Origin of the sequence: Citromicrobium bathyomarinum (assembly GCF_038594485.1) — a bacterium.
GTDB classification, from domain to species: Bacteria; Pseudomonadota; Alphaproteobacteria; order Sphingomonadales; family Sphingomonadaceae; genus Alteriqipengyuania; species Alteriqipengyuania bathyomarina_A.
Genome location: NZ_JBCFZG010000001.1, coordinates 477,968 through 493,053, shown reverse-complemented (window position 1 = coordinate 493,053; position 15,086 = coordinate 477,968). Strand labels below are relative to the sequence as shown.

The following is a 15,086-nucleotide window of genomic DNA, read 5'->3' as shown; positions in this document are numbered from 1 at the left end:
GACCCTGTTCCCGCGCTTGCCCCTGCGCGCTTCTGCCCCTATCTGGCGGGCCAAATCTCCGAACACGACCAGACCCGAAGGACCATCCGATGGCCGCGCAATACGCCTACGTCATGAAGAACATGACCAAGACCTTCACCGGCGCCCCCAAGCCGGTGCTGAACAACATCAACCTGCAATTTTACCAGGGCGCGAAGATCGGCATCGTCGGGCCCAACGGTGCGGGTAAGTCGACCCTGATGAAGATCATGGCCGGGATCGACACCGAATTTGCGGGCGAAGCATGGCCGGGCGAGAACATCACCGTCGGCTACCTGCCGCAGGAGCCCGAGCTGGACCCGACCAAGACCGTGCTCGAAAACGTCAAGGACGGCGCGCGCGAGACCGCCGACATGGTCGAACGCTTCAACCAGATCGGCATCGAGATGGGCGAGGAAGACGCCGATTTCGACGCGCTGAGCGAAGAGATGGCCGAGCTGCAGGACAAGATCGACGCGGTCGATGGCTGGACGCTCGACAACCAGCTCGAAATCGCGATGGAAGCGCTGCGCTGCCCGCCCTCGGATGCCTCGGTCGAGAACCTGTCCGGCGGTGAAAAGCGCCGCGTCGCGCTGACCCGCCTGCTGATCCAGAAGCCGGGGATCCTGCTGCTGGACGAACCGACCAACCACCTCGATGCAGAAAGCGTCAACTGGCTCGAAAACCACCTCGCCGAATATGCCGGCGCGGTGCTGATGATCACCCACGATCGCTACTTCCTCGACAACGTGGTGGGCTGGATCCTCGAGCTCGATCGCGGCTCGTACTACCCCTACGAAGGCAACTACTCGACCTATCTCGACAAGAAGGCCAAGCGACTTGCGCAGGAAGAGCGCGAGGAATCGGGTCGCCAGAAGGCGCTGTCCGAGGAACTCGACTGGATTCGGCAGAACCCCAAGGGTCGCCAGACCAAGTCCAAGGCGCGCCTCAAGAAGTTTGAGCAGTTGCAGGACGCGCAGAACGACCGCAAGCCGGGCAAGGCGCAGATCGTCATCCAGGTGCCCGAACGCCTCGGCAGTCAGGTGATCGAAGCGCACAACCTGACCAAGAGCTTCGGCGACAAGCTCTTGTTCGAAGACCTGAGCTTCACCCTTCCCCCGGGCGGCATCGTCGGCATCATCGGGCCGAACGGCGCGGGCAAATCGACGCTGTTCCGCATCATCACCGGTCAGGAACAGCCCGATAGCGGCAGCATCAAGATCGGCGACACCGTGCATCTTGGCTATGTGGACCAGAGCCGCGACGATCTGACTGCGAGCAACAACGTGTGGGAGGAAATCTCCGACGGGCTCGATTACATGAAGGTCAACGGCCACGACATGAGCACGCGTGCCTATGTCGGCGCGTTCAACTTCAAGGGCCAGGACCAGCAGAAGAACGTCGGCAAGCTGTCGGGCGGTGAACGCAACCGCGTGCACATGGCCAAGATGCTCAAAGAAGGCGGCAACGTGCTGCTGCTGGACGAACCGACCAACGACCTCGACGTGGAAACCCTGCGCGCACTCGAAGACGCGATCGAGAACTTCGCCGGCTGCGCCGTGGTCATCTCGCACGATCGCTTCTTCCTGGATCGCCTCGCCACCCACATCTTGGCGTTCGAGGGCAACAGCCACGTCGAGTGGTTCGAGGGGAACTTCGAAGCTTACGAGGAAGACAAGCGGCGGCGTCTTGGCGATGCGGCGGATCGGCCTACGCGGTTGGCGTATAAGAAGCTGACGCGGTGATAAAAGTCGAGGTTTTCGCGGGAGAACATGGCGATACACTGCTCTTTGCAGGCGATTTCCCCGCGATGCCTCGGATTGGTGAAACAATCTCGAGGGACGCTGGTGGCTATTTCGAGTATTATGACGTGACCGACGTTTGGTATCGTCAAGACGGCGAATCTGGTCGGTTCAACGCTTGCGTTTCTGTGAAACTGAGCGACTAGCTCGCAGGAGAGTGACGTCCAAAGAAGCCTGATCCCGGCTCGGGGGCCGGGATGACGTGGGTGGGAGTGTAGCGCTTATCCATCCTCGTCGGCCCGTGCCTGACACGGGCCAGGGCTTCTTTTTGCTTGGCGGGGAAGAAGGGGAGCCTTGGACCGTGTCAAGCACGGCCCGACGATGTTGCTAGGGGCGTGCGTTATCCCCGCCGAACCATACGTCCCACAAGTCATTCCACTCGGGGTTCTCCGCCTCGATCAGTGCGAACTTCCATTCGCGGCGCCATTTCTTGACCAGTTTCTCGCGGGCGATGGCGGCTTCGATCCCTTCGTGGCGTTCGGCGTAAACCAACAGCGTCCTGCAGGTCTGCGCGACGTGATCCGAGCCTTCGCCGGTGCGGTGCTGGTATACTCGGGCGATCAGGTCTGCGGTGACGCCGACATACACTCCGCCGCGATAGCGGTTGGCCATGACGTATACCCAGCCGCCCTTTTCCATCTCTCCGTTATGCCGGAGTGCGTGGCTGAAGAGAAGCCTTGGCCCGTGTCGAGCACGGGCCGACGAATGTGGATAAGGTTGCACCACCCCCTCCCCCTGCTAGCCCCCGCGCCTGTCATATGGGGAGTAGCCCGCCGCCGCCCACGCGCAGCGGTTCCATCGCGTCAACATACTCGGCCGAGAGGTCGTGGCGCGGGGGCGCGGAAGTGTCGCGCACGGGCAAGAGCAATGGGACCTGACCTCAGCTCGATCTCCGAAAGAAAAGCCTGATCCCGGCTCGGGGGCCGTGATGTCGCCCTTGGGTCCCAAGCACTTATCGGCCCTCCGTTCGGTACACCGGGCCCTGGCTCCTTACAGCCTGGCAGAGGATCGCTCACCACGATTCATTTCACGTCCGCTCTCCATAATCCTGTTCGAATGCGATGTTTATTTCGGAACCCGCTCTACGGACGTGCCATTACTTCACCAAGCGGGGCGTAGACCCCGGACGGACAGGCAGACGCACTCCGCGATCGAGAATGGGTGAACCATCGAGGCCGGATGCGTGAACAGGGGAATCATGGCCAACGATCTGAAGCAGCTGAGTGTCAGCGAGGACTTTCCGTTTGCCCTCGCGATTTCCGATCCTTCGATCGAAGACAATCCTCTGGTCTTCGTCAGCGATGCGTTCGAGAGTTTAACCGGGTATGCCCGCGATGCGGTGATCGGTCGCAATTGCCGGTTCCTGCAGGGGGAAAACACCGATCCCGATGCGGTCGCCCGATTGCGCGAAGCGGTCGAAGAAGAAGCCGAAATCCAGATCGACATCTACAATTACCGGGCGGACGGCAAGGGGTTCTGGAACCGCCTGATGCTCAGCCCGCTGAAGGGCGAGGACGGCAAGGCCAAGTTCTTCGTCGGCATCCAGCACGATCTGGGCGAACGCAAGACCAGCGAAAGCGCGCGCGAAACCGACCAGCTGCTTGCGGAGATCCAGCACCGGGTGAAGAACCACCTGTCGATGGTGGTCGGGATGATCCGCGTCCAGGTGCGCGACCACGACGCGTCGGAGAGCTTCGACAGCCTCGCCCGCCGTGTAGAGGCGCTGCAACTGCTCTATAGCGAAATGAGCCACGCAGGCTCTGCCTCCGCGACCGACAAGGTGATCCCGCTCGGCGCCTATCTGGGGCGCATCGCCGCGGCCATCAGCCATATCGACGGTCGCCGGAGCATTCGCGTCAATTTCGATGCCGACAAGGTGGAGGTGCCGATCGAAACCGCGGCACGCACGGGCCTCGTCTTCTCCGAAATCCTCACCAATTCGCTGCAGCATGCCTTCGAGGGCCGCGATGAAGGGGTGGTGGAAGCGTGGGTCAAGCGCCTGAGCGGAGACGTGCTGCGCATCTCGATCATGGATGACGGGGTCGGCCTGCCGGAAGATTCCGAGTGGCCTGAGAAAGGCAATCTCGGCGCGCGGATCGTGCGCAATCTGATTAGGGGTCTCGACGCGGAACTCAACCTGCAGCGGGGTGCCCGGGGGACGACCTTCCTGATCGACATTCCGCTCGACGAACAGGCCCGGATCATCGCCCGGGATCATCAGAAGGACGCGGGCAATCTCGACGAAAACTGACTCCGGCAGGATGCCCAGCGCCACCCACCTCATCCTCCACGGCAAGGTCCAGGGCGTGTTCTATCGTGACTGGACGGTCGAGACCGCACGCGGGCTTGGCCTCACCGGCTGGGTCCGCAACCTGCCCGATGGCACGGTCGAGGCGCAGCTGGAGGGCGACGAGGGCACTGTCGAGCGGATGATCGAGGCGATGCGCGACGGCCCTCCCCGCGCGTCGGTCGAACGGATCGAACGGCGCGATACCGAACCGCAGGGGTTCGACAGCTTCGCGCGACGCTAGCCCTGCTTTTCCAGCGGTGGCACGCTCCAGCTGCCGTCGATCACCGGCTCCTCCGGCCGATATGTGCGGAAGATCGCTACGAACGGGCCATCGGGCGTCGGCACCCAGACCACATCCTTCGCCGCAGGCCGCTCGCGCGAGAGGTGGAGGACGATCGATCCGTCGGCCCGCTTCACCAGATCGGACGAGCCCGAATTGATCGAGTGCCGGTCGATCGGCACCTTGAAGAAGAACAGCCGCCCGTCGGCATCGGGCTTGTACACGCTCAGCGACCAGAATGCCTTCACCGGCACGCCTGCGGGCGGGATCACCATCTCGTACGCGGCATCGCCCGTCAGCCCGTCGCCCTTGGCATCGGTCTCGGTGCGGAAATAGCGCGCGTCCTTTGTCTTGAGCGCGCCGAACCCAATGAGGGCGATTGCCGCGCGCACCAGATCATTATTGCCGTAATCGCCCAGGATCAGCGGCGGCGCGTTCCAGCCCGGCTTGTCCTGCGATCGCGAAAGCCCCTTCCGCAGCATCTCCAGCGCGCGGGGCAGCCATGCGCCCCACGCGGTGCGCGAACGGGCGGAAAGATCGTCCCACACATCGACCTTGCCCGGGACGATGCCCCTGTCCGCGAACTTCGCTGCGCGCGCGACCTGCGGATGGCTGGGCGAACGCCCCAGCACCTCGTTGGTCAGCGCAAGGAAGCTCTTCGGCTCCATTTCGGGCGGGGCGAGCGTGGTGAAGAGCTTCGGTTTCACCTTGGTATCCATCGGTTCCACCACGATCCCGCTTTGCACCGCGCGCGCGGCATCGAGATCGTCGACCCCGGCCACGAAGGTGCGTGCCAGCAACCAGACGTCGTTCGAAGGCATGCGGATCACGCCGGGCCCATCCTTTTCCGCGCTGTCCGGGCCGACGATCAGGTAGGTCCCGCCCTTCCCGCCCTTGTCGGCATGGCCCACCATCGTCTGGTCGGTGAACATGTCCATCAGCGCGACCGACAGATAGCGGTCGCCTGTATCGGGCAGCGTCAGGCGCACCGCCGTCTTCGAGAGTTCCAGCACCGCCGAAGTGTAAAGCGTGTCGTTGTTGGGGGCGGTGACCGATCGGATACGCTCATCGGCCAGATCGCGCACGTGGATGTGGCGATTGATGAGCACATCGGTATCGCCCGCCCGCTTCGCCGCATCGGCCAGCGCATTTTCCGACACCAGCGTATCACCGACATCGATCTGGCCCGAAAGCGCCTGGATCGAGCGGGCGAACTCGTACGGCCCGAAGGCGTAGAAAAACGCGTCGACCACCGTCCCGTCGAGCGCGCCGGCCAGCTGGTCTTCGCGCGAATTGGGATCGGGCTGGATCGGCGCGCAGCCGGGTAGCGCGAGCAGGGAAAAGGCCGACAGATTGAAAAGCGCGGCGCGGCGCGTGATAACATGGCGCATGAGAGCGATCCTTTTGCCCGAAACGACTGACATGACATTTTATGTACACTCGTACATATACGAGACACGATGAGCGAAGGTCAAGATCGAACCGCCCCGCGACGCGGACGGCGCACGGCAGATGCGCCGGCGGGGCGCGATGCCTTGCTGCGCGCGGCGACGCGGTGCTTTGCCGACCACGGGTTCGAAGCGGCGGGCGTCCGCATGATCGCCAGCCGGGCGGGTGCGGCTCCCAATCTGGTCGCGGTCCATTTCGGCAACAAGGAAGGGCTGTGGCTCGCCTGCGTCGACCTGCTGGCGGACACGCTCGCGTCGCGGATCGAGGCGCTTTCGGCCCTCTCGAACGACCACAAGACGCCCCTTCGAGAAAGGTTGCAGTTCGCCATCGCAATGACAGCCGACTACTATGATCGGAACCCGGATCTGCGCGGCTTCATCGCACGCGCCAGCCTGGAACCGGCTCCACGTGGCGATATCGTCGCTGAGCGCTTGCTCAAACCCCTTTACGAGGCGGCACGGCCGCTGATCGAGCAGGGAATCGACGCCGGGGTTGTTCCCATCTCCGACCCGGCCATCGTCTTCGTGATACTCCATGGCGCGCTGGGTCAGCCAGACAGGATTACGTCGGCGCTTGCGATACTCGCGCCCGACAGGGCGACGGAGAACGCCGCCGGGAAAATAGGCGAAGCATTGGCTCAGCTCTTGCTGGGCGGCGAGGGAAGCTAGCCCGCACATTCGTTTCGAGGTCTAATCGAGCCTCAGCAACGCGAGCAACGGACGCCCCCGCGCAAGCTCAGGCTGCGTTCGCAAGCTCGTCGTAAGCGGAGCGGTTGGCGTGGATCAGCTCCATGTTCTCGAACGTCCAGTCGGCGAGCGCCATGACCGGCACCGCGAGCGAGTTGCCAAGATCGGTCAGCCGGTATTCGACCTGCGGCGGCACCGTGGGGTGCACCGTGCGCGCCACCATCCCATCACGCTCTAGAGAACGCAGCGTCCTCGTGAGCATCTGCTGAGAAATCCCGCCGATATCACGCTTCAGATCGTTGAAGCGGCGGCCGTCTTCGTCAGCCGCTTGCAGCGATTTGACGATCAGGACGGTCCACTTGTCGCCCACGCGGCTGAGCACTTCGCTCACCGCGCGGCAGCCGGGTTCGGAATGGGGATGCGAATTTGCAGTCATATTCGTGTGACCTGGTCAGGAAGATTTGCGTTCTTGCGAGGCTTATGTGGTCACTTATGTGGCTCTGGTCAACATTAGTGACCACCCAATACGACCGGAGCACAGACCCATGAACATCCTCCACATCGACAGCAGCATCACCGGCGAGGCATCGGCCAGCCGCGACCTGACCGCCGCCATCGTCGCCAACCTGAAAGACGCCAACGGCGACGCGAATGTGACCTATCGCGATCTTGCAGCAAATCCGCTCACCCACCTCACCCTGCCCGCGTTCGGCGAAGAAGATTCCGCCGAGGCGCTCGCACAGTTCAAGGCGGCGGACACGGTGGTGATCGGCGCGCCGATGTACAACTTCACCATTCCCAGCCAGCTCAAGGCGTGGATCGACCGCATCCTCGTGGCAGGCGAAACCTTCCGCTACACCGAAACAGGCGCTGTTGAAGGGCTGGCGGGCGGCAAGCGGGTCATCGTGGCCATCGCGCGCGGCGGGCTGTACGGCGAAGACAGCGAGCAGCGCAGCGTCGAACACGCCGAACGCTACCTCACCAGCGTGCTCGGCTTCATCGGGATTACCGATCCTGTCTTCGTCATCGCCGAAGGCCTGAAGATCAGCGAGGACGCGGCGAAGGCGGCCATGGCCGAAGCGCACGAGAAGGTGCGCGATCTGCTCGCCATCGCCTGAGAGGGGCCTTTCCAACACACAGCGCGCGGGGCGCCTCAAGTCGCTCCGCGCCTAGGCAGCATACCTACAATTGTCGGTTTTCGGACCTTCCTGCCCACTCGTTCGCTGCCCCCAGCATGAGCAGCAAACGCAGTATTATCTATCCCGTCCTTTCCTTCACCGTCTTCTGCCTGATCGGCCTCGCCGCGCGGCAGGCCATCGGTTCGGTCTATGGCGCCGCCGAGGCGCGCGATCTGCTGGAGGCATTGAGCCGTGCCGGGCTCTATCTCGGCTCGGCCATCGCCACCGCATCGGCCACCACGCTTGCCCTGATGCTGACGCTGATCGGCATGATCCGGCGGATCGAGACGGATTTCGACCGGCAGACCTACAAGCACGTCAGCCGCATTGCGGTGATCTCTACGGCAACCCTGATGCTCAGCTTCCTCGTCCTGCTGGCCTACACGCTGCCGATGGGCGAATTCGAGAACCTGCCGAGCGGCTGGTACAATTACCTCTATACCGCGCTGTTTTCCCTAACCGTGCTGATGGTAGCACTGGCCGCGTCGAGCGTGACGATCGTGTTCATGACGATACGGTCGATCGTGATGCACATTACGCCGGGAGACGAAGTATAAGGGCCAGGCAGGGCGGCGCGCGATTTTCCTACTCTCGGGAGAATAGCTATCCCCCTCCCCGCTCTTTCGCATTGTCGGCTCCCCATGCCCGCGCACCCCGCGCGAGCAAAAATTCGCGACTTCCACGCGTGGAGTTTTTTGACCCCAGGACACTGTGTCAGGTGTGTCAGGCGCCGTTGGTAGGAGAACCCTTCAGCGGGTCGTCGTCCGTGCCCTCGATCTTATCCGCCTTCACGGACGGCGCGAAATCGCCCGCCAACGCGTGGTAGAGTCGTTCCTTGCACACCAGCGAGCCCGCCCAGTCGCCGATCAGCGCGGTCGCGAAAAGCGGCAGGATCGCGTGGCTCGAACTGGTCGCCTCGCTGAGGATGATGACCGCGGTGAGCGGCGCACGCACCACCCCGGTAAAGTACCCCCCCATTCCGATCAGGATAATCAGCCCCGCCTGCTCTGGGGGGAACAGCGGCGTCAGCAATTCGCCGAAGCCTGCGCCCACCGCCAGCGACGGAGCAAATATCCCGCCGGGAATGCCGCTGGCGCTGGTCGCCAAGGCCGAGAGGAACTTGGCCGGGCCGAACCAGTATTCTGCATCCTCGCCCGAAAGCAGCGCGCGAGTGGGCTCGTACCCCGTCCCCGACGTCGCCCCCGCCGTGACGAAGCCGAGCACGCCGACCACAACGCCGCACACCAGCGCGGTGGTCAAGGGGCGAGCCTTGAGCTTCGCTGCGAAGCGCCCGCCCGGCCCACGCAAGGCGAGCACCATGCGCGAGAACAGGCCGCCCGCCGCGCCTCCTGCGAGGCCGGCGATCGGCGCAGCGACCAGCACTGTCAGTATCGGCAGGCTGCCCGTGATCTGCCCGAAATAGACGTAGTCGCCCGAAATGCCCTGCGCAGTCAGACCGGAGATCATCACCGCGCCCATCACCAGCACGGCGACTCGCTGCTCGTAGGCGACCGCCAGCTCTTCGATGGCGAAGGCGATGCCCGCCAGCGGCGTATTGAACGCCGCCGCAACCCCCGCCGCGCCGCCTGCGATGTACACGCCCGCGCTGATCGGCACACGAAACAGGCGGTGGACCTGCACCATGATCGCCGCGCCCAGCTGAACCGTCGGCCCCTCTCGCCCGACCGAAGCCCCGCCGAGCAGAGCGGCGACGGTCAGCACCGCCTTGAACAGCGCGGTGCGGATCGCGACCAGTCCCGCGATGGCCGCATTGCCCGGCATACGGCTGGCGGCGATGACTTGCGGAATGCCCGATCCGCGTGCGTCGGCTGCAAACCGGTTGGTGACGGCGGCGATCGCGACGAACACCAGCGGTGCCGACACAAGGTAGACCCAGGGATAGCGGTGCGTCGTCCGTTCGAACAGCGTGCTGGCGTGGTCGCCTGCGATCGCGAACCCGATCGCGACCAGGCCGATCAGCACCGCGCTTACCAGCGTGGCGGCACGGCGGCCCCAGTCGCTCGGGCTGATCAGCTCTTCGCCCATGCCCGGCAACAGATCTCTGGCTGGCAGGCGGGGGCGCTTCATGGTGCATCCCCTATGGCAAGCAGCCCTGGCGGTCTAGGGCGTAACCCAGCGCGCCGTCCCGCCAGCCAGATCGAACCGCGCGCGCCGGTGCCCTTCGTGCGAAAGGCTGAACCAGTCGAGCGTGGCCAGCTCGACCAGCATCACCGCAAAGTTGTGTCGTGCCGGGAGCAATTCGCCGTCCGTCGGCTCGACGCCCTCGAATGCAGTAGGCAGGCCACTAGAGGCGGTCTGGGCCACGGTGCCCGGCCCCTCGCCCAGATAGCAGCGGCGGGCGAAGTTGGTGCCCGCCTCCCACGCAGCATCCGCCACCGCACCATGGCGCTGTATGGTGGCTGTGCCGCGTACGCGGATCTGCACGTTCTCCGCCTGGTCGTAGAACAGCACGCCGACGCGCGGATCGTCAGCGATCACATTCACTTTGGGCGCGCGGAAATCGGTGTGGAAGCGTAACGTCCACGGCGTGAAGGCACGCAGCACCATCACCCGCGCATCGGCATCGCCTGTCGCCACGACAGGCGTATGCATCGCGGATCGCCGGTCGCTGGCGGCTCGCGCCAGTCGCCGGGAGGCATCGTCCAGAATGGCGTCGAGCGTATCGATCATTGTGCGCTCAAAGCCACGTAATTGCCCGGCCTGTCAAATCGCTCCACGTTTCCATCATTCATCAACTTGACTTCAAACATGAACAAATGGTCAATGGTCACGTTCAGTTTTGTGTCAGCGCGTATCGCGCATGTATCAATTCAGGACATGGGAGTCGCATGGTGGGCGCGGCGGCCATTGGCCAAAAGCAACGAAGGGAGCCGCAAGGACACATCATGTACGACATCTCCAGAATTCTCCGACATAGCGGGCTTACCGCAATTGGGCTGGCCCTCGCCGCCACCAGCCTGCCCGCGAGTGCATCGGCAGCAGAAGCGCAACCGGTCGCCGTGATAGCCTCGGTCAGCGCCAGTGGCGCAATCGCAGAACGCCCGACCCGCGACGACAATCGCAGGCAGCGGGTGCAGGAGCGCGGCGACCGTCAACAGGCTCGGCAGGAACGTCGGGCGGCGCGGCAGGACAATCGCCAGAACGCCCGTCAGGAACAGCGACAGGCCGACCGCCGTGTCGAGCGACGCGAAAACCGCCAGGAAAATCGCGCTGAGCCCTATCGCCAAGAATGGCGCGAAGCGAGGCGCGAAGCGAGGCGCGATGCCCGTCAGGACGCCCGGCAGGAAGCACGCCGCGATGCCCGCCAGGAAGCACGGCAGGATGCACGCCGCGAAGCCCGCCAGGAAGCGTGGCGCGATGCTCGCCAGGAAGCACGTCGCGATGCGCGCCAGGAAGCACGTCGCGACTACCGTCAGGAAGCACGTCGCGATGCGCGCCAGGAAGCACGGCGTGACTACCGCCGCGAAGTGCGTCGCGACTACCGCCAGGCAGAGCGCCGTGAAGCCCGCCGCGACTATCGCCGGTGGAACCGTGGATGGCGGAACGACCGGCGGTATGATTGGCAGCGCTATCGCAACCAGAATCGTCGCGTCTACAACATCGGCCGCTATTATGCGCCGTATCGCAACTACAGCTATCGCCGCCTGAACATCGGCTTCACGCTGGGCAGCCTGTTCTTCGGCAACCGCTACTGGATCAACGATCCGTGGAGCTATCGCCTGCCGCAAGTCTACGGCCCCTACAAGTGGGTCCGCTACTATGACGACGTACTGCTGGTGAACACCTATACCGGCGAAGTGGTCGATGTGATCTACGACTTCTTCTGGTAAGTCGCCGGTCGAAACCCAACCTTGTGCCCCGTCGGCTTACGCAGCCGGCGGGGCCTTTCGTTTGCAGCCTATTCGCGCGCCTTGCCGCCGAAGGGGAGCATCCGGAAGATGCCGAGATCCTTGTCGATGAAGGTGTGCTTGAGAGCGCCGAGGATATGCAAACCGATCAGGTAGATCATGATCGTGCCCGCAGTTTTGTGTGCATCGAAGATCGTGCCTGCGAGATCCTTGTTCTCGCCCACCGGCAGCATCGGGATGGTGAACAGGCCGAAGAAGTCGACCGGGCGCAGCGCCAGCGAGCTGGCCAGCCAACCGCCCAGCGGCAGGCCGACGAGCAGGACATAGAAGATGACGTGCGTCGCGCGCGCGAGCAATCTCTCCCACGGAGCATAGTTGTTGGGCAGGCTGGGCAATGGGTGGGTGAAGCGCCATGCAAGCCGCCCCAGCGTCAGCACGAGGATCAGCATCCCCAGCGCCTTGTGATTGGCGAAGACGGCGCCCTTCTCGGGGCCCGAAAGATGCTCGGCGCTTTCCGCAATGCGCCAGTTCACGATCACCAGAACCGCGATAAGCCAATGAAAGATCATCGCGCCGATGCTGTAGCGCTTCTGGTTTCCGATAGTCATGCAAGTTCCCTTTCGCCCTGAATTCCCGCTGTCTAGCGGGCGCGCGATGCACTTGCTAGAAAACTTGCATGACAGAATCGACGACGAAAACAGCCAAGGTGCCTGATCAGGACGCACTCGCCCGCGTAGGCAAGACCGTACGCGAACGCCTGGATGCGGACCCCAAGGCTTACAAAATCCCGAGCGAGAAGGCGGAAATCTACGCGATCGGCGAGTTCCTGACCTCGAACGAATGTCGCAAACTGGCCGGCATGATCGATCAGGTGGCCCGGCCGAGCAGCCTGTACGAAGGCACCTACAAGGACGGGTACCGCACATCCTACTCGGGCAATTTCGACAGTAGCGACCCGACGGTGAAGATGATCAGCCGCCGCATCGATGATGCGCTAGGCCTGCCGGGCAAGATCGGCGAAACGATGCAGGGCCAGCGCTATCTGCCCGGTCAGGAATTCAAGAACCACCACGACTATTTCTTCCCGAGCGAGGAGTACTGGAAGCAGGAACGCAAGAACGGCGGCCAGCGCAGCTGGACCGCGATGATGTATCTCAACAATGTTCCTGCCGGCGGTGCCACGGCATTTCCCACGCTCGGCATCCAGATCGCGCCGAAAGCCGGCGTCCTACTGCTCTGGAACAACGCAAAGCCCGATGGTTCGCCCAACGTGAACACGTTGCACGCGGGCACCCCTGTTGAATCGGGTGCGAAATACGTCATCACCCGATGGTATCGCACGCGAAAATGGGGCTGACCGATCAGCCCTGCGCGAGCGCTTCCGCTATAAGATCGCGGGTGTTCGCCACCCCATAGAGCGCGATGAAGCTGCCCATGCGCGGCCCCTGCTGCGACCCGAGCAGCGTCTCGTACAGCGCCTTGAACCAGTCGCGCAGCGATTCGAACGCGAACTCTTCGCGCTTGCCGATTTCATAGACCATGGTTTGCAGGTCTTCGGCACTGGCATCGGCCGGGGCCTGCGCCAATTGCTCGTCGAGCATCCGCAGCGCCGCAGCCTCGTTCGGTGCGGGCGCACGGCGCTTGAGCGTCGGCGCAATGAAATCGCGATTATAGGCAAGCGCAGTGCCGACGAGAGCGTCAAGCTCCGGGTGCTTCGCCGGATCGGGGTCGGCGATGTAATTGCCGAGATAGGCCCACACCTGATCGCGGGTCGTCGCTGCGCCCATGACGCCCACCAGGTTCAGCAGAAGGCCGTACGTCACGGGCAAGCTATCGCCCGCACCGGGGGCCTCCTCGGCCTCATACCCGCCATTCGCGCGCAGCAGGTGCCACGCCGGATTCCCCAGCTGCTTGTCGAGCGCTTGCTCGGGCAAACGCTCGCGGAACTGCCAATAGTCGTCCACTGCGCGCGGGATCACACCCACGTGCAGCTGCTTGGCACTCTTGGGATTGGGGAAGATGTAGAAGCCGAGCGATTCCTCGCTGCCATAGGTCAGCCATTCGTCGATCGTCAGGCCATTGCCCTTCGACTTGCTGATCTTTTCGCCCTTTTCGTCGAGGAACAGCTCGTAAATCAGCCCCTCTGGCTTCCGCCCGCCCAGTACCTGCGCGATCTTGCCCGACTGGATGCCGGTGTCGGTCAGGTCCTTCCCGTACATCTCGTAGTCGACGCCCATAGCGACCCAGCGCATGGCGAAATCGACCTTCCACTGAAGCTTCGCCTGTCCACCGAGCGCGGACTGCTCCACCATCGTGCCGTCTTCATCCGTGAAGCAGATCGTGCCCGCCTGTGCATCGACCACCTCGACCGGCACCTGCAGCACGCGGCCAGTGGCCGGGCTGATCGGCATGATCGGCGAATAGGTCGCCGCGCGTTCGGCACGCAGCGTGGGCAGCATGATGTCGAGGATCGCCTGGTTGTTCGCCAGCACCTTCCTCAAGGCATCGTCGAACGCGCCCGAATTGTACTTCGTGTGGCTGGCGATGAACTCGTAATCGAACCCGAACCGGTCGAGGAACTCGCGCAGCTTGGCATTATTATGTGCGGCGAAACTCTCGTGATCGGTCCCGAACGGGTTGGGAATGCGGCTGAGCGGCTTGTGCAGGTTCGCTTCTAGCAATTCCGCATTCGGCACGTTGTCGGGTACCTTACGCAGACCGTCCATGTCGTCGCTGAACGCCACGAGGCGCGTCTTGCCATCCTCGGGCCGGGCACCGATCAGCGCCTCGAACGCGCGACGCACCAGCGTGGTGCGCAGCACTTCCTGGAAGGTGCCAATATGCGGCAGGCCCGACGGTCCGTATCCCGTTTCGAACAGGATCGGCGAACCGTCGGGCTTCGCGCCGTCAGGATAGCGTTTGAGCAGCCGCTGTGCCTCCTGGAAGGGCCAGGCCTTGGACACGCGGGCGGCTTCGATCAGGTCTTGCATGCTCATCGTTCGAGCCTGTTGCGGAAGCCCTGCCACGTTGCAAGTGCGAAGACCCACTACCGCGTGAGAACATCGGCTCTTTCAGGATCGGCTCATTCATAATTGACCACCTCGAATTCGATCCCGTCCCAGTCGAAGAAGTAGAAGCGGCGGCCCGGTTCGTAGTCGTCGTGCCCAAAGGGCTTGAGCCCGTGGGACACGACCACTTTCTCGGCCGCTTCGAGATCGTCGACCACGAAGCCGAGGTGGTTGAGCGGATTCCCTTTCTCGAAAGACCCGCGCACGTGCGGGCCGGTGTAGAGCGCAACATAAGCGTGCTCGGTCCCGACGTGGATCGTGTGTCCGCCGCTCATTGCGTCACCCTTCCAACGTTCGTGCCAGCCGAGCAGGTCGATCAGCAGCGCGGCACTGCGGTCGGGATTTGTGACGGAAATATTGGCGTGTTCGAGGTTTCCCTTGGGCATCGCGATTCTCCTTACTCTGGCGGTGCCGGGGTGGCCCCGCGATTGCGATGCGCAAACAGA

16 protein-coding genes are annotated in these 15,086 nt (G+C 63.5%); 8 read left to right on the top strand and 8 right to left on the bottom strand.

What is annotated here, in order from left to right; genetic code table 11:
- Nucleotides 1-89 precede the first annotated feature (89 nt).
- Nucleotides 90-1,763 (top strand): energy-dependent translational throttle protein EttA, encoded by a 1,674-nt coding sequence (ettA, locus tag AAG591_RS02470; RefSeq protein ID WP_342529358.1) that lies wholly within the window; start codon nt 90-92, stop codon nt 1,761-1,763.
- A 384-nt stretch (nt 1,764-2,147) separates the two neighbouring features.
- Here ettA and AAG591_RS02465 read toward each other — a convergent pair whose 3' ends face one another.
- Nucleotides 2,148-2,459 carry a GIY-YIG nuclease family protein gene (locus AAG591_RS02465; RefSeq protein ID WP_342529356.1) on the bottom strand — a complete coding sequence of 104 codons (312 nt, stop codon included), beginning with the start codon at nt 2,457-2,459 and terminating at the stop codon, nt 2,148-2,150.
- A gap of 559 nt (nt 2,460-3,018) precedes the next feature.
- Between AAG591_RS02465 and AAG591_RS02460 the strand changes: the two genes are divergently transcribed.
- Complete coding sequence (locus tag AAG591_RS02460; protein WP_342529354.1) at nt 3,019-4,071, top strand: PAS domain-containing protein; 1,053 nt, start codon at nt 3,019-3,021, stop codon at nt 4,069-4,071.
- A gap of 10 nt (nt 4,072-4,081) precedes the next feature.
- Nucleotides 4,082-4,351, top strand: a complete 270-nt coding sequence (locus AAG591_RS02455; protein ID WP_342529353.1) for an acylphosphatase — start codon at nt 4,082-4,084, stop codon at nt 4,349-4,351.
- Here the strand turns inward: AAG591_RS02455 and AAG591_RS02450 are convergent.
- Nucleotides 4,348-5,781: a DUF1254 domain-containing protein gene (locus AAG591_RS02450; RefSeq protein ID WP_342529352.1), complete on the bottom strand. Its 1,434-nt coding sequence runs from the start codon at nt 5,779-5,781 to the stop codon at nt 4,348-4,350. The genes AAG591_RS02455 and AAG591_RS02450 overlap by 4 nt on opposite strands.
- 69 nt (nt 5,782-5,850) lie before the next feature.
- Between AAG591_RS02450 and AAG591_RS02445 the strand changes: the two genes are divergently transcribed.
- Nucleotides 5,851-6,507, top strand: coding sequence for a TetR/AcrR family transcriptional regulator (locus AAG591_RS02445; RefSeq protein WP_342529351.1), 657 nt, complete (start codon nt 5,851-5,853; stop codon nt 6,505-6,507).
- A 67-nt stretch (nt 6,508-6,574) separates the two neighbouring features.
- Here the strand turns inward: AAG591_RS02445 and AAG591_RS02440 are convergent, their stop codons facing one another.
- A complete protein-coding gene (locus AAG591_RS02440) occupies nt 6,575-6,961 on the bottom strand; it encodes a winged helix-turn-helix transcriptional regulator (protein WP_342529349.1) in 387 nt (128 codons plus the stop codon).
- Nucleotides 6,962-7,070: 109 nt separating this feature from the next.
- Here AAG591_RS02440 and AAG591_RS02435 point away from each other — a divergent pair, with 109 nt between their 5' ends.
- Together AAG591_RS02435 and AAG591_RS02430 are read left to right on the top strand one after the other, a co-directional pair.
- A complete protein-coding gene (locus tag AAG591_RS02435; protein WP_342529347.1) occupies nt 7,071-7,643 on the top strand; it encodes an FMN-dependent NADH-azoreductase in 573 nt (190 codons plus the stop codon).
- A 116-nt stretch (nt 7,644-7,759) separates the two neighbouring features.
- Nucleotides 7,760-8,260, top strand: a complete 501-nt coding sequence (locus AAG591_RS02430) for a hypothetical protein (RefSeq protein ID WP_342529346.1) — start codon at nt 7,760-7,762, stop codon at nt 8,258-8,260.
- Nucleotides 8,261-8,426: 166 nt separating this feature from the next.
- Here AAG591_RS02430 and AAG591_RS02425 read toward each other — a convergent pair whose 3' ends face one another.
- Complete coding sequence (locus tag AAG591_RS02425) at nt 8,427-9,791, bottom strand: chloride channel protein (RefSeq protein ID WP_342529345.1); 1,365 nt, start codon at nt 9,789-9,791, stop codon at nt 8,427-8,429.
- A gap of 33 nt (nt 9,792-9,824) precedes the next feature.
- Complete coding sequence (locus AAG591_RS02420; RefSeq protein WP_342529344.1) at nt 9,825-10,394, bottom strand: pyridoxamine 5'-phosphate oxidase family protein; 570 nt, start codon at nt 10,392-10,394, stop codon at nt 9,825-9,827.
- A gap of 215 nt (nt 10,395-10,609) precedes the next feature.
- Here AAG591_RS02420 and AAG591_RS02415 point away from each other — a divergent pair, with 215 nt between their 5' ends.
- Nucleotides 10,610-11,554 (top strand): RcnB family protein, encoded by a 945-nt coding sequence (locus AAG591_RS02415; protein WP_342529343.1) that lies wholly within the window; start codon nt 10,610-10,612, stop codon nt 11,552-11,554.
- 68 nt (nt 11,555-11,622) lie between these two features.
- Here AAG591_RS02415 and AAG591_RS02410 read toward each other — a convergent pair whose 3' ends face one another.
- On the bottom strand, nt 11,623-12,180 hold the full coding sequence (locus AAG591_RS02410; RefSeq protein WP_342529342.1) for a cytochrome b: 558 nt from the start codon (nt 12,178-12,180) through the stop codon (nt 11,623-11,625).
- 68 nt (nt 12,181-12,248) lie between these two features.
- On the opposite strand from AAG591_RS02410, the gene AAG591_RS02405 reads away from it, so the two are divergent.
- Nucleotides 12,249-12,929, top strand: a complete 681-nt coding sequence (locus AAG591_RS02405) for a prolyl hydroxylase family protein (RefSeq protein ID WP_342529341.1) — start codon at nt 12,249-12,251, stop codon at nt 12,927-12,929.
- 4 nt (nt 12,930-12,933) lie between these two features.
- On the opposite strand, the gene AAG591_RS02400 is transcribed toward AAG591_RS02405, so the two are convergent.
- Both AAG591_RS02400 and AAG591_RS02395 read right to left on the bottom strand, forming a co-directional pair.
- Nucleotides 12,934-14,568, bottom strand: a complete 1,635-nt coding sequence (locus AAG591_RS02400; RefSeq protein ID WP_342529340.1) for a lysine--tRNA ligase — start codon at nt 14,566-14,568, stop codon at nt 12,934-12,936.
- Nucleotides 14,569-14,654: 86 nt separating this feature from the next.
- Entirely contained in the window at nt 14,655-15,026 is a 372-nt protein-coding gene (locus AAG591_RS02395; protein WP_342529339.1) for a VOC family protein, read from the bottom strand.
- Nucleotides 15,027-15,086: the final 60 nt, after the last annotated feature.